21 protein-coding genes, 1 tRNA gene and 1 pseudogene are annotated in these 19339 nt (G+C 65.1%); 7 read left to right on the forward strand and 16 right to left on the reverse strand.

Going from position 1 to position 19339, the window contains the following annotated elements; all coding sequences use genetic code 11:
* Positions 1–77 precede the first annotated feature (77 nt).
* A complete protein-coding gene (gene fabD / locus IPM60_02775) occupies positions 78–1082 on the forward strand; it encodes an ACP S-malonyltransferase (protein MBK8906846.1) in 1005 nt (334 codons plus the stop codon).
* Positions 1083–1092: 10 nt separating this feature from the next.
* Here the strand turns inward: fabD and IPM60_02780 are convergent, their stop codons facing one another.
* Together IPM60_02780 and IPM60_02785 are read right to left on the reverse strand one after the other, a co-directional pair.
* Positions 1093–2070 (reverse strand): ChaN family lipoprotein, encoded by a 978-nt coding sequence (locus tag IPM60_02780; protein ID MBK8906847.1) that lies wholly within the window; start codon positions 2068–2070, stop codon positions 1093–1095.
* A gap of 18 nt (positions 2071–2088) precedes the next feature.
* Positions 2089–2673, reverse strand: a complete 585-nt coding sequence (locus IPM60_02785) for a TIGR00730 family Rossman fold protein (GenBank protein MBK8906848.1) — start codon at positions 2671–2673, stop codon at positions 2089–2091.
* 191 nt (positions 2674–2864) lie between these two features.
* Here IPM60_02785 and dnaK point away from each other — a divergent pair, with 191 nt between their 5' ends.
* The 3 genes from dnaK to IPM60_02800 all read left to right on the forward strand — a co-directional run bounded on the left by dnaK (position 2865) and on the right by IPM60_02800 (position 6848).
* Complete coding sequence (gene dnaK / locus IPM60_02790; protein MBK8906849.1) at positions 2865–4811, forward strand: molecular chaperone DnaK; 1947 nt, start codon at positions 2865–2867, stop codon at positions 4809–4811.
* Positions 4812–4917: 106 nt separating this feature from the next.
* Complete coding sequence (gene dnaJ, locus IPM60_02795) at positions 4918–6036, forward strand: molecular chaperone DnaJ (GenBank protein MBK8906850.1); 1119 nt, start codon at positions 4918–4920, stop codon at positions 6034–6036.
* An 11-nt stretch (positions 6037–6047) separates the two neighbouring features.
* Positions 6048–6848, forward strand: coding sequence for a 4-hydroxy-tetrahydrodipicolinate reductase (locus tag IPM60_02800; GenBank protein MBK8906851.1), 801 nt, complete (start codon positions 6048–6050; stop codon positions 6846–6848).
* Positions 6849–7017: 169 nt separating this feature from the next.
* On the opposite strand, the gene IPM60_02805 is transcribed toward IPM60_02800, so the two are convergent.
* From IPM60_02805 to IPM60_02815, 3 genes are all read right to left on the reverse strand, one after another.
* Positions 7018–7218 carry a hypothetical protein gene (locus IPM60_02805; GenBank protein MBK8906852.1) on the reverse strand — a complete coding sequence of 67 codons (201 nt, stop codon included), beginning with the start codon at positions 7216–7218 and terminating at the stop codon, positions 7018–7020.
* Positions 7219–7307: 89 nt separating this feature from the next.
* The gene (locus tag IPM60_02810) at positions 7308–7514 is read right to left on the reverse strand and encodes a hypothetical protein (GenBank protein ID MBK8906853.1); all 207 of its coding nucleotides are present in this window, start codon (positions 7512–7514) and stop codon (positions 7308–7310) included.
* Positions 7515–7691: 177 nt separating this feature from the next.
* Positions 7692–8177, reverse strand: a complete 486-nt coding sequence (locus IPM60_02815) for a DUF2244 domain-containing protein (GenBank protein MBK8906854.1) — start codon at positions 8175–8177, stop codon at positions 7692–7694.
* A gap of 95 nt (positions 8178–8272) precedes the next feature.
* On the opposite strand from IPM60_02815, the gene nth reads away from it, so the two are divergent.
* Positions 8273–8938, forward strand: a complete 666-nt coding sequence (gene nth / locus IPM60_02820; GenBank protein MBK8906855.1) for an endonuclease III — start codon at positions 8273–8275, stop codon at positions 8936–8938.
* Between the two features lie 141 nt (positions 8939–9079).
* Here the strand turns inward: nth and IPM60_02825 are convergent, their stop codons facing one another.
* The 4 genes from IPM60_02825 to IPM60_02840 all read right to left on the reverse strand — a co-directional run bounded on the left by IPM60_02825 (position 9080) and on the right by IPM60_02840 (position 11551).
* Positions 9080–9481, reverse strand: coding sequence for a polymer-forming cytoskeletal protein (locus IPM60_02825; GenBank protein MBK8906856.1), 402 nt, complete (start codon positions 9479–9481; stop codon positions 9080–9082).
* 287 nt (positions 9482–9768) lie between these two features.
* Entirely contained in the window at positions 9769–10437 is a 669-nt protein-coding gene (locus tag IPM60_02830; GenBank protein MBK8906857.1) for an EI24 domain-containing protein, read from the reverse strand.
* Between the two features lie 99 nt (positions 10438–10536).
* A complete protein-coding gene (locus IPM60_02835; GenBank protein MBK8906858.1) occupies positions 10537–10983 on the reverse strand; it encodes a rhodanese-like domain-containing protein in 447 nt (148 codons plus the stop codon).
* 31 nt (positions 10984–11014) lie between these two features.
* Positions 11015–11551: an invasion associated locus B family protein gene (locus tag IPM60_02840; protein ID MBK8906859.1), complete on the reverse strand. Its 537-nt coding sequence runs from the start codon at positions 11549–11551 to the stop codon at positions 11015–11017.
* Between the two features lie 111 nt (positions 11552–11662).
* On the opposite strand from IPM60_02840, the gene IPM60_02845 reads away from it, so the two are divergent.
* Positions 11663–12676, forward strand: coding sequence for an asparaginase (locus IPM60_02845; protein ID MBK8906860.1), 1014 nt, complete (start codon positions 11663–11665; stop codon positions 12674–12676).
* Between the two features lie 41 nt (positions 12677–12717).
* Here IPM60_02845 and IPM60_02850 read toward each other — a convergent pair.
* Both IPM60_02850 and IPM60_02855 read right to left on the reverse strand, forming a co-directional pair.
* Positions 12718–12804: transfer RNA gene (locus IPM60_02850), tRNA-Leu, on the reverse strand.
* A 695-nt stretch (positions 12805–13499) separates the two neighbouring features.
* Complete coding sequence (locus IPM60_02855; protein ID MBK8906861.1) at positions 13500–13700, reverse strand: hypothetical protein; 201 nt, start codon at positions 13698–13700, stop codon at positions 13500–13502.
* Between the two features lie 349 nt (positions 13701–14049).
* On the opposite strand from IPM60_02855, the gene IPM60_02860 reads away from it, so the two are divergent.
* Positions 14050–14310, forward strand: a complete 261-nt coding sequence (locus tag IPM60_02860) for a hypothetical protein (protein ID MBK8906862.1) — start codon at positions 14050–14052, stop codon at positions 14308–14310.
* An 81-nt stretch (positions 14311–14391) separates the two neighbouring features.
* On the opposite strand, the gene IPM60_02865 is transcribed toward IPM60_02860, so the two are convergent.
* The 5 genes and pseudogenes from IPM60_02865 to IPM60_02885 form a co-directional block, all read right to left on the reverse strand.
* Complete coding sequence (locus IPM60_02865; protein ID MBK8906863.1) at positions 14392–14883, reverse strand: hypothetical protein; 492 nt, start codon at positions 14881–14883, stop codon at positions 14392–14394.
* A gap of 64 nt (positions 14884–14947) precedes the next feature.
* Entirely contained in the window at positions 14948–15691 is a 744-nt protein-coding gene (locus IPM60_02870; GenBank protein ID MBK8906864.1) for a hypothetical protein, read from the reverse strand.
* Between the two features lie 21 nt (positions 15692–15712).
* Positions 15713–17274 (reverse strand): annotated as a pseudogene (locus tag IPM60_02875) (SUMF1/EgtB/PvdO family nonheme iron enzyme).
* A 46-nt stretch (positions 17275–17320) separates the two neighbouring features.
* Positions 17321–18565, reverse strand: coding sequence for an ABC transporter permease (locus IPM60_02880; GenBank protein MBK8906865.1), 1245 nt, complete (start codon positions 18563–18565; stop codon positions 17321–17323).
* A 29-nt stretch (positions 18566–18594) separates the two neighbouring features.
* The gene (locus tag IPM60_02885; GenBank protein MBK8906866.1) at positions 18595–19323 is read right to left on the reverse strand and encodes an ATP-binding cassette domain-containing protein; all 729 of its coding nucleotides are present in this window, start codon (positions 19321–19323) and stop codon (positions 18595–18597) included.
* Positions 19324–19339 lie beyond the last annotated feature (16 nt).

Below are 19339 nucleotides of genomic sequence, written 5' to 3' on the forward strand. Positions count from 1 at the left end.
GGGAAAAACAGCATCCCCACCTGGAAAGGTCAAAAACGATGACTGACATCAACGAGACCACTCCTTCGGCCGTGATCATGGGTGCGCCTCCGCGCCGTGCGGCCACCGTGGCGCCCACGCCCCCCTCGCGGTTTCGGGCGCTGGTGTTTCCGGGCCAGGGCTCGCAGCACGTCGGGATGGGGCGCGACCTTGCAAAGCAGTTTCCTGCCGCCCGAGCCGTTTTCAACGAAGTTGACGAAACCCTTGGGGAGCGGTTGTCGCGCCTGATGTTCGAAGGCCCGCTCGACGAGCTGACGCGCACCGAAAACGCGCAGCCGGCGATCATGGCCGTCAGCGCGGCAATCGTCCGCACCTTGGAGAACGAGACCGGTCTCCCCGTGGAGCAGCTCGCCGCCTTCGTTGCCGGTCATTCTCTCGGCGAATACTCGGCGCTGGTCGTCGCCCGCAGCATTGCGCTCGGAGACGCCGCGCGGCTGTTGCGCCGACGGGGCCTGGCGATGCGCGACGCGGGCGCGCTCCGCCCCGGCACCATGATGACGGTAATAGGACTCGATCTGGTCGTCGTGAGAGACATCGCCCGTGCGGCCACCCTGCAGAGCCCTGCCGGGGCCGTCTGTGTTGCGGCCAACGACAACGGGCCAGGACAGGTGGTGATCAGCGGCACGCCGGAGGCCGTTGCCCTCGCCGCCGAGCTTGCCTTCGATCAAGGCGCCCGGCGTGTCGTTCCGCTTTCGGTCAGCGGCCCGTTCCACTGCCCGCTGATGGAATCAGCTGCCTGGGACGTCGCCGCGGCGCTCACCGCCGTTGACCTCCGGCCACCAGTGGTGCCGCTGATCGCCAATGTCACCGCGAGGGAAGCAACCTCGCCGCAAGTCATCCGCGAAAACCTGGTGGCGCAAGTCACCGGCATGGTGCGCTGGCGCGAAACCTGCCTTCACTTGAAGAGATGCGGCGTCCAAGAGTTGCTCGAGCTTGGGCCGGGGACCGTTCTGTCCGGCCTCGCCCGAAGCATCGACCGGAGCCTGACCGGCCGCGCCATCGGCACAGCCGGCACCCTGTCCGCTTTCGCCGAAAGCCTGTGACGGTGCTCCCTTACCGCTTCTGGGGCTCGTAGACGAAGACGGCGTCGGCAAGGGTGCCGGGCAGGCCCGGGCATGCTTTGTCGCGGGCCATCGGCAGCAGCACCGCCGCATCCGCCGATCCGAGGTGCTCGAGCTGACGGGGCACACCCCAGCCATGCTCGAGGTGCCCTTGCCCGATGATGCCGACGATCAGGGCGTCGGCGCTACCGCCAGCGCTGTCCCGCGCCGCCGCCAGAGCCTCCGCCATCGCGCGATCCCAGGTGAGCTGCGCCGCCACGAACCGATCGAAGCCCGGGTCGGCAAGCGCGCCCGCGATCTCCTCGGGCGACGGGGCGCTCTCCGCGTCGTCATCCGCCGGCCGATCCCCGGCGGCCCCGTGACGCCCGCGGCTCTTGTACGCGTAGATCGCGGCCAGCGACTGCCGATAGGGCCCGCTCGCCGCGATCGGGTCGCCGATGCCGAGGCGCTGGTCTGTCGGAATGGCCTCCCAGCCCTCTTCCGCGACGCGCCTGATCAGGCTGCGGTCGACATTCAACGCCACCATCGGCACCCGGTGGAGGCGGGCGAAATGAAGCAGCGGCAGGTACAGCGCGGCATCGTATCCCCAAGTCTCGTCCCAGCGCACCTGTTCCAGAAACGCCTCCTCCGTCAGGTCGCCGTGCACCCAGCGGTCAAGCACCGGCTGCGCGTCCCCCGTAAACATCTCGAAGCCGAGGACGATGTCCGGCCGGCGTCCGGCCAGCGCTGCGATGGTGGCGAGTTGCCAGCGGTGATGATCGGCGTTGTCGTGATGCTCACCGAGCAGGATCAGCGACCGGGTCGCGAGCGTCGTGTAGAGAAGGTCGGCGGCAATGGCCTCGCCTCGCAGCGGCAGCACCCATTGCCCCGCCTCCGCGCACACCGGCTCCTCCGCTTGCGCCAGGCTGGTGGCCCGCGCTCCGAGAACAGGGGCCAGCAGTGCCGCCAGAAGGAGGAAACGGGTAAACATGCTGTCTCTCGGCCCTGACTAAAGTCGACGAGATGCGGAAGGCTGCACAAGCGGCGCCGCGTCCAGCGCCGGCAACACATCCTCCGCCGCCGTGACCACCGAGTACAGCGAGCCCGCCATCGGATCGGCGAACCTTGCGGCGACCACCGCCTCCACCAGCTTGTGAAAGGGCTCCCAATAGCCGTCGATGTCGAGCACCACGATCGGCGCCGCGTGCAGGCGAAGCTGCTTCCAGGTGATGTACTCGAATGCTTCGTCGAGGGTGCCGAGCCCGCCCGGAAGAACGACGAAGCCGTCCGACATTTCGAACATCACGCGCTTGCGATCCTGCATCGATCCGGTCGTGATCAACTCGCTCAGTTGGCGGTGCCCGACCTCGTACTTGAGCAGGAAGTCCGGGATTACCCCGACCACCTGTCCCCCTCCGGACAGCACCGCATCGGCGATCACGCCCATCAGGCCGATGGACCCCCCGCCGTAGACGAGGCGCACGCGCTCGTCCGCCAGGATCGCGCCGAGCCGCGCCGCGGCATCACGATAAGCGGGATTGTGACCCTCCCGGGATCCACAAAGGACGCAGACCGATCGTACGTGCGACGTCATGCCATGATCATCCCGGTAGCTGTTGTTGCGAGGTGCCCGAAGGCGCCCGGCGGCAGTTGCGCGCCTTCGGGCACCCACATATATATCGCCAGTCATCGGCCGGGTTTGGCTGTTTTTTGGCATTAACTGGATAGGAAATCCGTGTGGCGCCGTGTCGGGCCGCGATGGATTTGCCGAGAACGAGGTGAGGCATGGCTAAAGTCATTGGTATCGATCTGGGGACGACGAATTCCTGCGTCGCCGTCATGGACGGTCAGGACGCCAAGGTCATCGAGAACGCCGAGGGCGCACGCACGACGCCGTCGATGGTCGCATTCGCCGACTCCGGCGAGCGCCTCGTCGGTCAGCCGGCGAAGCGCCAGGCGGTGACCAATCCCGAGAACACCATTTTTGCGATCAAGCGGCTGATCGGCCGCCGCTACCAGGACCCCTTGACCGAAAAGGACAAGGACCTGGTGCCGTACCGCATCGTCAAGGCCGACAACGGCGACGCATGGGTGGAGGCACAGGGCAAGCCCTACAGCCCCAGCCAAATCAGCGCCTTTATCCTGCAAAAGATGAAGGAGACGGCGGAAAGCTACCTGGGCGAGGCCGTCACCCAGGCGGTGATCACCGTCCCGGCTTACTTCAACGACTCGCAACGCCAAGCCACGAAAGACGCCGGCAAGATCGCCGGGCTCGAGGTTCTGCGCATCATCAACGAGCCGACGGCGGCCGCGCTTGCTTATGGGCTCGAGAAGAAGGGCGCGGGCACCATAGCCGTTTACGACCTGGGCGGCGGCACTTTCGACGTTTCCGTGCTGGAAATCGGCGAGGGCGTGTTCGAGGTCAAGTCCACCAACGGCGACACCTTCCTCGGCGGCGAGGACTTCGACAAGAGGATCATCGATTATCTCGCCGACGAGTTCAAGAAGGAGCAGGGCATCGACCTGCGCCAGGATCGCCTTGCCCTGCAGCGCCTGAAGGAGGCCGGAGAGAAGGCCAAGGTCGAGCTCTCCAGCACCATGCAGACAGAGGTCAACCTCCCATTCATCACCGCCGACCAAGCCGGCCCCAAGCACCTCAACATCAAGCTGACCCGCGCCAAGCTGGAAGCGCTGGTGGAGGATCTGGTCGAACGGACCATCGGCCCCTGCCGGGCAGCACTGAAGGATGCCGGACTGAAGGCGAGCGACATCGACGAGGTCATTCTGGTCGGCGGCCAAACCCGCATGCCCAAGGTGGTCGAGGCGGTGAAGAACTTCTTCGGCCGCGAGCCCCACAAGGGCGTCAATCCGGACGAAGTCGTCGCCATCGGCGCCGCCATCCAGGGCGGCGTGCTGAAGGGCGAGGTCAAGGACGTCCTGCTTCTCGACGTGACGCCGTTGTCCCTCGGCATCGAGACCTTGGGCGGCGTATTCACCCGTCTCATCGACCGCAACACGACGATCCCGACCCGCAAGAGCCAAGTGTTTTCGACCGCCGAGGACGGCCAGACTGCGGTGACCATCCGCGTCTTCCAGGGTGAACGCGAGATGGCCGCAGACAACAAGATCCTCGGGCAGTTCGACCTCGTCGGCATCCCGCCGTCGCCGCGCGGCATGCCGCAGATCGAAGTCACGTTCGACATCGACGCCAACGGCATCGTCAACGTGTCGGCGAGGGACAAGGCGACCGGCAAGGAGCAGCAGATCCGCATCCAGGCCTCTGGAGGCCTCGGAGATGCCGACATCGAGCGCATGGTCAAGGACGCCGAGGCGCATGCCGCCGAGGACAAGAAGCGGAAGGAGCTGGTTGAGGCCCGCAATCACGCCGATAGCCTGATCCACTCCACTGAAAAGACCATCAAGGAGGTCGGCGACAAGGTCTCGGACGCTGAAAGGCAGCCGATCGAACAGGCGATCACTGATCTGCGCTCTGCGATGGAGAAGGACGATGCCGAGGCGATCAAATCGCGGACCGACGCGCTGGCCCAGGCGTCGATGAAGCTGGGCGAAGCCATGTACAAGGCGGCGCAAAGCGACGCCGGGGCAGGTCCTGGCGCGGGCGACGCCGCACGGGGTCCGGGCGGAGGCAGGGAGCAGGCTGCCGACGGCGAGAAGGTCGTCGATGCGGACTTCGAAGAAGTCGATCCCGAGCGGGACAAGAAGGCCGGCTGATTTTCGAGATCGAAGGTTTTGCCACTGAGCGCCCTGCCGACCGTCCTGGTGACGTGCCGGCGGGGCCTTTCGTTTGTTCAGCGCCATAAGCGTCGGGTCACGTGCGATGCAGGATTTTTATCGCGTTCTCGGAATAGAGCGGGACGCCAGCAACGAGGACATCAAGAAGGCCTATCGCAAGCTGGCGATGCAGTTTCATCCCGACCGCAATCCCGGCAACAGCCAGGCGGAGCACAAGTTCAAGGAAGTCAATCAGGCGTATGAAGTCCTGAAGGACAGTCAGAAGCGGGCGGCCTATGACCGCTTCGGCCACGCCGCGTTCGAGGGTGGCGGCGATGGCGGGTTCGGCGGTGGCAACACCGGCTTTGCCGATATCTTCGAAGAGATGTTCGGCGACTTCATGGGCGGCGGTCGGCGCGGAGGGCGATCCAGCGGCCGCGGCGCGGATCTCCGCTACAACCTGGAAGTGACGCTGGAGGAGGCGTTCACCGGCAAGCAGGCCGCCATCCGCGTCCCGACGTCGGTTTCCTGCGAGGCATGTGACGGCCGCGGCAGCGAAGGCGGCAGCCAGCCGGTCTCGTGCCCCGCCTGCCACGGGGCCGGCCGGGTACGCAGCCAGTCGGGCTTCTTCACCGTGGAGCGCACCTGCCCGAACTGCGGTGGAACCGGGCAAATCATTCGCAATCCCTGCCGCACCTGCAGCGGATCGGGCAGGATGCACAAGGAGAAGTCGCTACAGGTGTCGATCCCGGCCGGGGTCGAGGACGGGACCCGCATCCGCCTCACGGGCGAGGGCGAGGCGGGCTTGCGGGGCGGTCCTGCCGGCGACCTCTACATCTTCGTGACCGTCTCGCCGCACCGCTTTTTCGTTCGCGACGGCACCAACGTGTTCTGCCGCGTCCCGATCCGGATGACGACGGCAATTCTCGGCGGTACCGTGGAGGTGCCCACCCTGGACGGCACGCGCGCTCGCATCAACGTCCCTGCCGGTACGCAGACCGGACGCCAGTTCCGCCTGAAGGCCAAGGGCATGCCGGTGCTGCGTTCGGCTGGCCGCGGCGACCTGTACATCGAGGCGATGGTCGAGACGCCAGTCGACTTGACGGAGCGTCAGATCCAACTATTGCGCGAATTCGAGGAGGCCGGCAACGAGGAGACCCACAGCCCGCAGTCGCACGGCTTCTTTGCCAAGGTCAAGGAGCTGTGGGAAGAGTTGCGCGACTGAGGGGGCGAAGCATGAAGATCGGTGTCGTCGGCTGCGCCGGCCGCATGGGACGAATGCTGGTGCAGACGATCGCCGCTACGGACGGCGTCGTGCTTGTCGGCGGCACGGAGCAGCCGGGCCATCCCGCTATCGGCGCGGATGTCGGCCTGCAGAGCGGCGCTTCGGCCTGCGGGGTGTCGGTCGGCGACGATCCCCAACGGTTATTCGCGGAAGCGGATGCGGTGATCGATTTCACGGTGCAGGCCGTGGCGCGGCGGCACGCGGAACTCGCGGCGCGACATAAGGCCGCTCTCGTCATCGGCACCACCGGTTTGGAGCCGGACGATCAAGCGGCGATCGCCTCTGCCGCGCGCGTGGTCCCGGTGGTGCAGGCGGCCAACATGAGCGTCGGCGTCAACCTGCTGCTCGGCCTCACCGAGCAGGTCGCAGCGAGGCTCGGCGACGACTACGACATCGAGATCGTGGAGATGCATCACCGCCACAAGGTCGACGCGCCTTCGGGGACGGCGCTGGCGCTGGGGCGGGCCGCCGCCGCGGGGCGGGGGACGTCCCTTGACTCAGTGGCGCAGAGGGTGCGGGACGGCCGCATCGGCGCACGCCGGCAGGGCGACATCGGCTTTGCGACCTTGCGGGGCGGCGACGTTGTCGGCGAGCACACCGTCATCTTCGCCAGCGACGGCGAGCGCATCGAGATTACCCACCGGGCGACGGCGCGCACCATTTTCGCCCGCGGCGCCGTCCGCGCCGCGCTGTGGACCCGCGCCCAGCCGCCGGGCCTCTACTCCATGCGCCAAGTGCTGGGGCTGGACTAACTTGTCGAGCCGGTCCTTGGAAAGAAGGATGTGGCGATTCCGGCCATGATCATGCCAGTCTGTATGACCGTAGCACCAATCAACCACTGCAAAACTTCTTTGTCTACAACTCGGCTGGAACCGGGGCTTGTAACCAGAATTTTGTAATCTACTGCAAGAAGCGCTCCGGCTACACAAAATACAAAATATTTGTTAGAACGAAAAGAACCGTAATTCTTGCCACCAAAGCTTTTTTCATCCCGTGTTCGCCAAGCGCGATTTCCTTCTTCATTTGATGTTCGCCGAGCGCGATCGCATCATTTATCGATCCCACTCGATCGGCGGTTTTTGAAAGCTTCTCGGGCTTCACCGTGTCATCGCTGTTCGGCATTCAGGCCCCCAAGGCGGCGTCACGAACGAAGCCCGACCTCTCTTTGATCCCGACCGCTCGGTGCGGCGACCGCCCCCGAGGGGGCGCGTTCAACCCGAGAGCAACACCTTGTGGCTCTTGTCGTGGCCGTCGCCGATTGTCACAGTGTGATCCGCGGACGCATTTTCCGCGGCAACCTGCGCCAGTGCCAGCGCCCTGTGCACAACCTCGGCATTGCTGGTCACCCCGAAGGTTTGCTTAAGCTCCTCAAGGGTTTCCAGAAACTTATCATTCACCACGAAACTGATTTGGGGCATCGCAGAGTTCCCTTGGTTATTGATGCTTGCCCATGCCGCGCCGCGTTCGCACCGTTGATCACCACGTCAGAAGCATGAGCGCCAGCGTACACGTTGTCCGCCACGCACCTCAGGAACGGATCGCGCACATGTGATAGCCGTGGTAGATTTGTCATTGGGAGGGCAAGCATTCAAGCCCTAACCGCTTGCCCGCGTCAGACGGGCCAACTCTCGGCGGAGCGCATGGGCGAGGCTCAGCCGTTCCTGGGGCAGCAGGAAACTGCCGATGATCAGTGACGTCCCATGGGAGCGCAATTCGAGCGGGCTCTTCCGGTCGGGGGGATCCTGGATGTTGACCTGCAGCCAGTGCGGCGGGAACGAAAAATCCGACTCCTTGCCCCAATGATCCATGCGCCGCACCGTCAGGGCGCACGCGGACAGGTTGATCGCCTCGTAGGCATTGCCGGCTCTGCGATTCAGGCGGAAGGCGCCGTACAGCAGCACCACCTCCAGCCCCAGAAACGGCGTCACCGGCCACGCGCCTGCGGCGATGAAGGCCACGCCGGCGACGAACCACACACCGGCGAAGGCGAGCACCACGGTCCGCAAGGTGCGGTCGTCGGCGCTGCGCTGAGGGCGCAGAACAACACTGTAAGTTACGGCGCTATCCGGGTTCTTGACCATCGCCCCGCCGGTCCCTCTCAACTTGCCAATGCAAACGGTTTGCATTTACGTTAGCAAAGGAGCCGCTGGAATCCAATACGTGCGGAACGGTGGACGTGGAAACGAAAGAGATAGAAGAGTTCTACAGCCGGCTGGCGGCGGCCAATCCACGACCCAGGTCAGAGTTGGATTTCATCAACCCGTTCACCCTGCTCGTAGCCGTGGTGTTGTCGGCACAGGCGACCGACGTCTCGGTGAACAAGGTGACGCCGGGATTGTTCGCGGTGGCGGAGACTCCGGAAGCGATGCTGTCGCTCGGCGAGGAGGGACTTCGCCAGCGGATCAAGAGCATCGGTCTGTTCAATACCAAGGCCCGCAACATCATCGCCCTCAGCCGTCGGCTGGTTGAGCGCTTCGGCGGAGAGGTTCCGCGCGACCGGGAGTCGTTGCAGGCGCTGCCGGGTGTCGGCCGCAAATCTGCAAACGTCGTCTTGAACGTGGCGTTCGGAGAGCCGGCCATCGCCGTCGACACCCACATCTTTCGGGTCGCCAACCGCACCGGCTTGGCGCCCGGCCGGACGCCGCTGGAGGTCGAGACACGGCTAATGGAGCGGACGCCGGAGCTTCGGCTGCACCACGCCCACCACTGGCTGATCCTGCACGGCCGCTACATCTGCCGGGCGCGCCGCCCCCTCTGCGAGCAGTGCCCGGTCAACGACCTCTGCCGCTACGACGCCAAGACCAACGGTGTGAGCGGCAATGTCTCCCGCGGACGAGGGTGACGGAACTCATCCGCTCATGCTTCGACGGGCTCCGCATGAGGTCCTGGTTTGAACACGTGCAATCAACTCGACCGCGAACGAGGTCAGGAGCCGATAGCCTTGTCTGTCGCCGCTTCCGGTCCGGTCGGCGCCGTCTCGGTCTTATCCGCGGGCTTGCCGCCGAACGGTGACACTGTGCGCGGCTTGTCGGCGTCGGATCCGATTGCCCCGATCTCGCCGGCGATGGTGCCGCCGGATTCGACGATAATCTTGCCGTATCGGACGCGCCCCTTCACTTCGCCGGTCGACCGCACCACCGCGCTCGCGGGCCGTCAGGCCACCTTCGAAGCGACCCGAGATATCCGCTTCGTCGACCTCTACGTCGCCGAGGAATATGCCGGTTGGAGATATCTGGATGTGGCGTGCTTCTGACCGCGACAGTTCCACCTGTCCTTCAACGATCATGGTGTCGCAGGACGTCACCTCGCCCTTGAGGCGAATGTGGTTGCCGACGATGAGCTTCTTGTCCTCCGCCGCGCTCTGCTGCATCGCGCCCGCGGCCACGTTTCGCTGGGGTTGCTGCGCTGCCGCGCTTGGCCGGTTGCCGGGATCGAAGGCCGCGCCAGCGGGCCGCTGGAGGCGCGTCCAGGAATGTTGGGGCCGGGTCGCGAAGCCGCCCGCGCCGTCGCCTCAGTCGGATCCGGCGCTCGCCCGGCATCGTCGACCGCCGCTTCGATACCGTTTTCCTTCTTCCTTCCGAACATATCCATCTCTCTCCCCTTTCCATTGTGTTTTGATTCAGGCGCGGCGCTCAGCCGCCGGCATTCGGTCGCCATAGGGCGGCGCCCGGATTAGGCCAAGGACGTCCGCCGCCACTTCTCCGCCAGATGAACCATCGCCGCGGTTCCGATGATGGGCGCGATGAGGTTGACGAGCGGAACCGTCAGCAGCAACGCGATCAGGAGCCCCGCCGCGAAAACCGCCCAGCGATGCGCCCACCGTTGCGCGCGCACCTCTGTTACGTCCATGCGCCGCGACGCGACCAGCTCGAAGTATTCGCGGCCCAGAAGGTAGCCGTTGACAGAGTAGAAAACAAAGGGAAAAACCGGTGGAAACAGGAGGAAAACAAGCACAATCAAGTTCATTCCCACCATCACGCCAAAAAACTTGAGGGTGGTCGCGATGACCTCCCCTAGTGGCGCCTCGCGCGGCGGCGGCAGATGGGGGTAATGCCGAGCCTCCACCGCGTCGGCCACCCTGTCGAGGTAGAGGCCGACGCAGGCGCTGACCACTGCCGGGAACAGCAGCCACGTCAGCACCAGAACGGCGATGCCGCCGAGCAGATCCACGGCGGCGTCGAGCCACCCGATCGAAAACAGGGCGGTCTTGGTCAGGAGAAAGAAGACCACGGCCAGCAGCGCGATGAACACGCCGATCGAGGTGGCGATGCTGATCCCGAGCACGCGCCGGGTCGCCGGCTCGCCGAGCTGTTCGATGGCTTTGGTGAATGCGGAAAACACGTCGATGTCCTGCCGATCTGGTTCGAGAGTGACGGCATTGGGCAGATCGAGGCGATCGACCGGACCTGCTCTCGAGAGTCTTGTTCTAGCCGTGTTGTTTTAGCAGGTTTGGCAGGACAGGAGCGGATGTCCGGAGCGGAGCCAGCCCTGGATGCCATCCGTGGCGTCATAAACCTGCGTGTAGCCGCCCTCGCTGACCATCAGAAGGGAGATCGCCGCAGAACGGCGTCCGGTGGCGCAAATGACGACCACCTCCTGGTCCTGCGCCACGGCCTGCCGTAAGTCAGCTGCAAACGAAGGCTTCAACCGCCCCGCCTCGTCGAATGCGGTGATCAGCCGGCTTCCCGGAATGACGCCGGTTTGCCGCCATTCCCGCGGGGTGCGGACGTCGACCACCGCGACACCGCGCTCCACCAGCGCCTGCACTTCGTCGCTGGCCACGGTCGCCGGCCTCAAAGGTCCGGCGTGACCATGGCCCAGCATCACCAGCATGACAAGCGCAACCGCCATCGCCGGCGCCAGGCGCACCCATAGCTTGCCCATCATCGCCTGCCTCCTGCAGCGAGACGTCTCACCGCTATTGCGCGCGACATGCTTCCGTAATCGCCTCATAGGCGGCCGTGAACCCCTTCAACGAATATGTGTCCTTGGTCTTGGTGCCGCGCGAGGAGATGCCTTCCACGACCATCGTCGCGCCCGACTTCATCGAGGCGACCAAAGCCTCATCGGCGGATTCTTCATAGGTCCAGGCGATGCCATCGCCGCCGTTCCTGTTCTTGGTGAACAGCTTGTAGGTCTTGCCGCCGATGTCGACGGTCGTATCCTTGGATGTGTCATAGGGGTAGCCGGCCTCGACGCTGACCTCACCAAAAATGTTGTCGTCGGGCCAGTGGGTCACCAGCACGTACGTCGGCCCCCGGCGCGTATAGTCGCCTTTGGCTTCCTTCGGCTCGGTGCCGATATAGCAGTAGCGCTTCGAGCCCTTTACGCCCTTGTACGCAGTCCAATCCTCGTAAGCGCCGATTTGCTGGCGCTCGGTGTCGGCCGCTTGGCTTCCGACGGAAAACGTCACCGAAACCAGACAGCATGCCAAAATGCGGATGAGTGTTCTCATGACCACCAATTCATACCAAGCGGCGTTGCGAATGCAAGCGGGGGGATTGCACATCCGTCACCCCCATGGCACACAAAACCCACCAGGAACCGAACGGACGCATCCAGCCCCATGAATACAGGCAATCCGGTAATGGTGGAAGTCACCCGCGGCGCGATTGTCGAAAGTCGCCACAGCGGGGCCGCCGCCATCGTGCGCGCCGACGAATCGGTCGTCGCCGCATGGGGTGACGTAGAGCGCCCCGTGTTCCCGCGCTCGACCGTCAAGCCTTTGCAGGCGTTGCCTTTGTTAGAGACGGGCGCGGCGGATCGTTTGCACGTTGGCGACCGGGAACTGGCGCTGGCGTGCGCTTCCCACAATGGCGAGGAAGAGCACGTCGCCACCGTCGCCGCTTGGCTCGACAGGCTTGAACTCGGGCCGCACGACCTGGTGTGCGGCGCGCATCCGCCGATGTCGGCGCAGGCGGCCGAATCACTGGTGCGTACGGGCGAAGCACCGTCGCCGCTTCACAACAACTGCTCCGGGAAGCACGCCGGGTTCTTGACCACCGCCATCTTCCTCCGCGAACCGACGACCGGTTATGGCGGCTCGTCTCATCCCGTTCAGCTTCGTGTCCGCCAGGTGCTATCGCAGTTCGCGGCAGTCGAGTTCCGCGATGACATGATCGCCGTTGACGGGTGCAGCGTCCCCACGTTCGCGATGCCGCTTCGCAGCCTGGCGTTGTGCATGGCGCGACTTGCCGATCCGTCCCGATTCGGCCGCTTGCGAACGGAGGCCATTCGGCGAATTCTTGCGGCAATGGCTGCTCATCCGACCCTGGTCGCCGGCCGCGGGCGGTTCGACACCATGGTGCTGACCGCCGCTGGCGGCGCCGTCGTGGTGAAGGGGGGAGCGGAGGGCGTGCAGTGCGCAGTGCTGCCGGAACTCGGCCTGGGCATCGCGCTGAAGATCGACGACGGCGGCAAGCGCGCCGCAGAAACCGCGATGGCGGGCCTGTTGCTGGCGTTCGCAAAACCGGCGGAGAAGCTGCGCTGGGCTCTGCTGCCGTACCTCGATCTGCCGCTCCGCAACGCCGCCGGCACCCGCGTCGGCGCCACCCGCGTCGCGCCGGACTGGCTGTCGTAGCAACATCATCGGTTCGATGAGAGTTGCGTTGCAGGTAAGGCTGGTGCCCGGAGCCGGAGTCGAACCGGCACTCCCGTAAAGGAACTGGTTTTTGAGACCAGCGCGTCTACCAATTCCGCCATCCGGGCGCGGGCGCACGATATCGGCTTACGGCGGGACTGTCATATGTTTCGTGTTGGATACCCGCGTGTCCGCGAGCAGCAACCCGTAGCGGAGGAGAGTCGAACCCGGGATCGGCAGGTCATGAGAGATTTCATGAACGGCGCGGGTGAAATCTCCAGGTTCATGCGCAACCTCGGTCTCAAGCGTCCGCTACCAGATAGTATCCGCGACCTGTACGGCCTGATCTGAACTGTGAACTGGTTCACATACAGGCGATGGTCCACGTGCTACGTCGGAGATGTGCAGTTCGAGCGATTTGAATAGCGAACAGGCACAATCCCCGGGTAGCCGGCATGAGCCGGATGCGAGGGGGGCCCCGGGGTCGGGCGCGGACCGCCGATCGGCGGGTTCGCGCCCTTGCTTCGTCAGAACAGCGGCGTTCACGTCCGTTTACGCTGTGTAAAGGGCTGACGCGTTAGGATGTGGCGGCAGGCCCGGAAGCAGATGTTCCGGCCTTCGACACTGGAGGCGAAAATGTTTACCGAAGAGCAGCGCGCAACTTTGCTGGCCATGGCCGTGGCGCTTGCGGCCGCCGGCATTAATGTCGCTTACCTGATGCAGACATTCGCCGGTTGATCCCTGCGGCCGGCGTGGCCTTGCAACAGTCGGGGCGATCGCCGCCCGAAGGGTACGCCGATCGCGGGCAGGCTGTTCCGGCGGATCAGGCGCAGACCTGGATGGCGACCTGGTTATGGCGGCAACGCCTCATCGCTTGAACAGTTGCGGCTTGCTTGGCGCGCGCGTACGTCCCCGCATAGCTGAACGTCAGGCCGTCCGGCATCTGGAAATACCAGAGCCGATAGCCGCGGGGCTTGCGCCGATGAATTGTCTCATATCGCGTTGTGATGATCTGCATCTGCATCACCTGCATTCCGTACGACAACGTCTGTACCGTCACCGCTCTGCGTCCGTGGGATGATAGATAATGCTGGCACTGCATCAGTGTTCCCATAACCCAATCGGGTCATTGGCCTAACCCAACTAACGCGAGGTTACAACAAGAAAATTGCGCAAGAATGAACGCCTCGGCGTCATCACCCCATTGCGGTGCCGCCATTCGCGATGAGGATCATTGCTCCCGGCCGTCCAAGAAAGGATAATCCTTGGCGACGGTGCGAGCGCGCAGAGAGTCCGTGGTGCGTTATCTGGAACTTGGACGGTGGACCGCAATGACAAGCGCATTCCGAGGACTGATCAGGAAAACGATCGTCGTGTCGACGATGTTCGCCACATGTGTGCTGTCGAGCGTTCCGGGTAATGCTCAGCAGCAATCGGCGACGGGGGCGCCGCAGGATGCCGTCGCGGCGGAAAAGGCGTCGCTCGAGCAACAGCTTGCCGAGCAGCAGGCGCGCAACGAAGCGCTTCGCCAACGCATCGCCAAGCTGGAAGAGGTTCTGGCGACCGACGTCTGCACGAATCCCGAGGCCGCTGCCGTCCTGCAACAGGGCGCTGCCCCAAGGGCTCCGCAATAAGCGGGTCACGCACCGGGCGGCTCCTCGCCCTGAGCGTTTAGAGCGGCTGGGTAAGCGAGCCCGAGAGCCGGCGCGACCGGATCAGCGGGTCAGGGCCTGGTCGATCTCATCCTCCAGGGTGTCTTTCTGCTCCTGAAGGAGCCGCAGTTGCTTTTGACGCTCTGCGTCGGACGCCGAGGTGTCCGTCTTCGCCAGCACCGTCTCCGCCTGCAGCGCCGCGAGCCGCTCCTCCAGGTCCTTGTTCTCGGTCTTCGACTTCGCCAGCTTGGCCTCCATGGCGTCGAGGTCGTTCTGCAGAGACGCGTATTTGCGTTCGGCCGCCTCCCGTTGCGACCGCACCGCGGCCTTTTCCTGGCTCGTCCGCTCCACCTCCGTCTGAAGCTCGGACTTCCGCTGTTGCTCCTGCTGCAATGCCGCCTGCTTCTGTTCCTGCCGCTCGCCATAGGAGCCGCTGGCAGAGCAGCCGATGCCGCGGATGAAGCCACCTTGGGAAGGATCACACTCGCCGGTGGCGCAGGCTGTGAGTGTTACGGCAAGCACAGGCACGGCGGCACAGAATTTCAGAATGGTCATGTCAGGCTACCCTTTCTGCGGTTGCCGACCCGCTTCCGCCGTATCGGTTTCGATGTCTCGGGGATCACACCCGCGAGATGCGCCGGCGTTCCACAAGCGAGTCCAGTTCCGATTCCAGCGCCGCGATCTGCCGTTCCATCTTCTTGATTTCGGTCTCCATCTCGGCGACCTGCTTCGGATTTCCTTGCGCGCGCGACTGGTTGGCCACCTGCCACCACTGCTCCCGCTTGGTCTTGAGGTTGGCGATGGTGCTTTCGAGATAGGCTTTGTTGTCATCGACCGTCTTCATCTGATCCCGCGCCTGCGCCAGGTCGATCTGGCCGGAAGCCAGTTGCTGATCGATGCGCTTGATCTTTTCCTTGTCGGCGGAAATGACTTTGCGAGCCGATGCCAGGATGTTGGCGGTGCGCTCGTTGTCGGCCTGAACGTCGGCGGTGATGGATTCGAGCCGTTGTTCCTCGTTCGAGTACTGTCTCTGCTTCTGGCCCAAGTACGCGCCGGCGCCGCCGCCGAGCGCCGCCCCGGCGCCGGCGCCGATCGCGGCGCCACGGGCGTCGCCGCCGATCAGCGCGCCGGCGAGAGCGCCGACCAGCGCGCCGACGATGGCGCCCTCAATCACCGTCTCGTTATAGGCGTCCGCCTGTTGACGAAGCCGCTGTTCGTCGGGCGTCAGCGGAGGGCCGCCGGCAGTCTGTTCGGGACCGGTGGCACATCCCGCGGCGAGGAGGGCGAACGACAGCAGCGAAACTGTGGAAAAGCGTTTGAGGACCCTTGCAGATTGCCGGACGGCGAAAAACGGTAAGACCATGGCGTCATCCTCCCTATCCCGTCATTGTACCGACTTGCACGCATCCAGCCAATCAGATCGCGCAACCCGCTGATTTTTGCGATAGTTGACGAGATTTCCGTGGTGTCGCGCGGCGAACAGAGCCGAGTTTTCGTAGCCTTTGCGCTTCAACTCCGTGTTCAGAACCGCCAGTTCGTCTTCCAGAACGGTGCGGTCGTAGATGTCGACCGTGGTCAGGACAGTGTCGGCGTAGTACTGCAGGATCGCGTCCAGCGCCTCGCGGTTGATGCGCAGTTCGTCGCGCGCCTTCTGGGTCCGCTCATTATCCGCACCCACACTTGCTTCCCTCCTCTTCGCCACATCTTCAAGATAGTCGACCCAATCGCCATCGACGGACAGCTTCTGGCAGAGGAACGCGCCGAGGCGGAGCGAAGCCCGCGCCGCCAGATGGTGCTGATCGTCGCGTTCCTGAATGCGCGCCCTTAGGTTTGCTTGAATGGTCTGGAGCTGTTTCTGGACTCCGCCAATACGCGCCTTCATGGCGTCGTCGTCGGCGGCGTCAGCGATGACGCCCAGTTCCTTGACGGGGTCATCCAGCGGCTGCCCAGACAGCTTGGACTCGTCCTTCTCCGCCTGCTGCTGCTCGGCCGAAGCTTCGGAGCCGAGCTCGCTCCACGCCGTCTTGATGGCCATCAGGCGGTCTCGCGACGAAATGACCGGCGCCACCACGGCAAAGCGGAAGCCGGTGGTCTTGCTCAGCCTAGCGTCGCTGCCCTTGTAGTACGGCACCTCCTGGCGGTAGGCGCTGCGGATGTCTGACTTGGGGGTCAGGTAATTGCCGCCGCGCACGATGTAGCCGCCCGCTTGGCCGTGCAGACGGTCGAGACGATTGAGCCGGAACGGCTCCAGCACCATCTCGTCGACGTTGCCAAGGATATCGTGCAATCCCAACGGGTTCGGTTTCCGCCGATGAACTGCGGTCTGCCATTGGCGGATTCCGTGCCCGCGTACCAGACGTAGCCGGCGAGGTCGCCGGCCGGCATCGGAAAGGTGGTTTCGCTGAAATCTGCAGCCGACACCGCAGTGCCGCCGCGGGCGGCAAACTCCCACTCCGTCTCGGTCGGCAGACGCACGAAGCCCGCTTCGGTGCCGTCGGTCGGCAGGGTCTCGGGCGCGGATTCGCGCAGCCAGCGGCTGTACGTGTCACCGGCGGCGACGGCGGCGAACCAGCCAAGCTGGGTCTGCGGCAGCGCCATCGCCGGGTCCGGTACGGGGCACTCGCCCTCGGTCAGCGCCTGGTGCTGAAGCTGGTTTACCTCGTACTTGCCGAGCAGGTAGTACCGCTCCGCCTCGCCATCCTGGAAGCTGCCAGCGATGTAGGCGGGATGGACGCCTTCCGCGAAGCCGCGGTCGTCGTCGCCCGTTCCAAGCTGTACGCGATAATCGTTAAGCGGCCCCTGGTCGGGGATGGCGATCTTGCGGAACGCCATGGCGCCGCCGCACGGCATCGGCAGGATGACGTCGTCAGCTGCCGGCGCCGGGTTCCAGTAGGCTTCCGGCCATGCCACGTCGGCAACGCGCGCCGCGGAGGGCAGCGCCAGCATCAGGCCCCCTGCAAATACCAGCAGCCGCAGCGCGGCGCCCCGCCGATCAGGGTTCGCGGAGGCTTTCGGCGGGATCGATCTGTGCGACACGATATCCTCCAACCGCGGATGCGCCGAGTGCGAAAGCGATGGTCAGGAGCATGGCAACCACCGCGTCGCCAATGAACAAGCGGGAGACGAACTCCTCGCGTTCCAGGTTTGACGCCAGCACCGTATTGAACACGGTCGAGACCAGCGCGTACAGACCCAACGACAGGACGCCGCCGCCGGCCGCGACGATGGCGGCCTGCATCGCCGGGAAGGCCATGAGAGGCCCGATGCCGAGCCCGAGCAGGCGCAGCATGGCGAGATCGCGCCTCTTGCGATCGACATTGGCCCACAGGCTTGCCGCCAGCGACAGCAGGAACCCGGTGATCCCCACCCCGGCGATGACGAAAAAGATGAAGGTGAGCACCCGGTCGATGGCCTTGACGGTCTCGATGTCCTTGGCGCGAGTGACGACGTCGTAGCCTCGGCTTCGCACATGCGCCGCGAGCGACGCCACATCGTCCAGCGACGCGGCGTAGAGACGGACCCCGGCGTATGTGCGATCGCGCTCCGGCGGCGCAGTGCCGGTGTCGGCGCCGAGTTCCGGGACTTTGAGCCCGTCGCGGTAGTCCTCGGTCGCCTCAAGCAGCGCCAGCGAAAGGAACGCTGCGTCGCGGGCGAAAGAGGCTTCCGTCAGCACGCCGACCACGGTCAGCGGAATGGTCACGGCTTCGGACGCGCCCTCGTAGCGGCGGCGGACGAAGGCGTCGACCTGGTCGCCGATTTCCGCATCGAGCTTGGCGGCGACGGTGTGGCTGAGGATGACCTGACCGAGGCCGGTCGGGGCGGGCAGCCCCTCCGGCACCAGGGGATCCCCGGCGGCGGTCGGGATCATGTCGATGTTGGGCGCGGCCCGTTGATCCACGCCGACAAGGTCGGCGGTTGCCGCCAGGCTGCGGGTGCGCGGCAGGACGAACCCGACGTCGGAACGATGGCGCAAGGCGTCGACCCACTCCTGATCGACCCGGCTGTTGCCCTTGATGATCACTTCCAGATTGCGGGGGTCGGCCTTGAGGCGCTCGGTCATCGTCGTGACGATCCCGGACTTGAGGCCGAACAGAACCAGCAACGGCGCCAGCACCGCGCCCAGCGCCAGGATCAGGCACAGGGAGACCTTCCATTCATGGATGAAGTCGCGCCACGCCAGGATCGCCGTCTGGCGCCATTGGCGCGAGGCGCTGAGACGCCGCCCGTCCCTCGTCATCGACCCGTGCCCATCATCGTTCCACCATCTCAGCCCTCGAAGCGGGTGGCACTGGCGGATCCACGTCGCATCGGGATGGCGTGGATTTCGCGGAGGCCGAGCGAGCGCACCAGGTCCCAGTCATGGCTGACGATGATGGCGGTGCTGTCCAGCCCGGCAATCAGTTCCAGCAACAACTCGGTGACCTCGACCGCATGGGCGGGATCGAGCGCGGCGGTCGGCTCGTCGGCGAGCAACAGCGCCGGCCGGTGGGCGAGCGCCCGGGCGATGGCCACTCGCTGCCGCTCGCCGATCGACAGCGCGCGCGGCTTCTTCGCCAACAGGTGCCCGATGCGCAGGCGCTCGACCAGGTGCTCGACCAGGCCGTCCTCCTTCATGCCGAGCAGGCGCCGGGACAGCACGATGTTGTCCCGCGCCGGCAAGAACGGCAACAGGCCGCCCGTCTGCAGCACATAGCCGATGCTTTCGGCGCGCACTGCCGCCATCGCGGCGCTGCGGTTGTCCCGCCACAATGCCGCCACGTCGACGGCCTCGCCGGACCGGCCGTGCAGGAGAAAGGTTTCGGCGCCGTGAGGCTTGAGAACGATGCCGAGGAGGTCGAGGAGCGTGCTCTTGCCGCAGCCGCTGGGGCCGGTCAGCGCCACGAACTCGCCGCGGCGCACCGTGAACGACGGGATTTCCAGGGTGAACCCGTCCGGACCCGTCCCCCGGCGCCGCGTCACCTGTCGCAACGCCAGGACGACAGGCGGCTCGGTCATGGCCGGGAGCCGGGCG

It is taken from the genome of Rhodospirillales bacterium, from assembly GCA_016710335.1.
Classification (GTDB): domain Bacteria; phylum Pseudomonadota; class Alphaproteobacteria; order Rhodospirillales; family Defluviicoccaceae; genus JADJXQ01.

Coding starts and splice junctions, on each gene's coding strand:
- IPM60_02785 (MBK8906848.1), bottom strand. CDS start 2,673: ATGACGTCGCACGTACGATCGGTCTGCGTCCTTTGTGGATCCCGGGAG.
- IPM60_02810 (MBK8906853.1), bottom strand. CDS start 7,514: ATGCCCCAAATCAGTTTCGTGGTGAATGATAAGTTTCTGGAAACCCTT.
- IPM60_02855 (MBK8906861.1), bottom strand. CDS start 13,700: ATGCAGATGCAGATCATCACAACGCGATATGAGACAATTCATCGGCGC.
- IPM60_02845 (MBK8906860.1), top strand. CDS start 11,663: ATGAATACAGGCAATCCGGTAATGGTGGAAGTCACCCGCGGCGCGATT.
- IPM60_02800 (MBK8906851.1), top strand. CDS start 6,048: ATGAAGATCGGTGTCGTCGGCTGCGCCGGCCGCATGGGACGAATGCTG.
- IPM60_02780 (MBK8906847.1), bottom strand. CDS start 2,070: ATGTTTACCCGTTTCCTCCTTCTGGCGGCACTGCTGGCCCCTGTTCTC.
- fabD (MBK8906846.1), top strand. CDS start 78: ATGGGTGCGCCTCCGCGCCGTGCGGCCACCGTGGCGCCCACGCCCCCC.
- IPM60_02840 (MBK8906859.1), bottom strand. CDS start 11,551: ATGAGAACACTCATCCGCATTTTGGCATGCTGTCTGGTTTCGGTGACG.
- IPM60_02870 (MBK8906864.1), bottom strand. CDS start 15,691: ATGGTCTTACCGTTTTTCGCCGTCCGGCAATCTGCAAGGGTCCTCAAA.
- dnaK (MBK8906849.1), top strand. CDS start 2,865: ATGGCTAAAGTCATTGGTATCGATCTGGGGACGACGAATTCCTGCGTC.
- IPM60_02835 (MBK8906858.1), bottom strand. CDS start 10,983: ATGATGGGCAAGCTATGGGTGCGCCTGGCGCCGGCGATGGCGGTTGCG.
- IPM60_02805 (MBK8906852.1), bottom strand. CDS start 7,218: ATGCCGAACAGCGATGACACGGTGAAGCCCGAGAAGCTTTCAAAAACC.
- IPM60_02865 (MBK8906863.1), bottom strand. CDS start 14,883: ATGACCATTCTGAAATTCTGTGCCGCCGTGCCTGTGCTTGCCGTAACA.
- IPM60_02880 (MBK8906865.1), bottom strand. CDS start 18,565: ATGACGAGGGACGGGCGGCGTCTCAGCGCCTCGCGCCAATGGCGCCAG.
- IPM60_02885 (MBK8906866.1), bottom strand. CDS start 19,323: ATGACCGAGCCGCCTGTCGTCCTGGCGTTGCGACAGGTGACGCGGCGC.
- IPM60_02815 (MBK8906854.1), bottom strand. CDS start 8,177: ATGGTCAAGAACCCGGATAGCGCCGTAACTTACAGTGTTGTTCTGCGC.
- dnaJ (MBK8906850.1), top strand. CDS start 4,918: ATGCAGGATTTTTATCGCGTTCTCGGAATAGAGCGGGACGCCAGCAAC.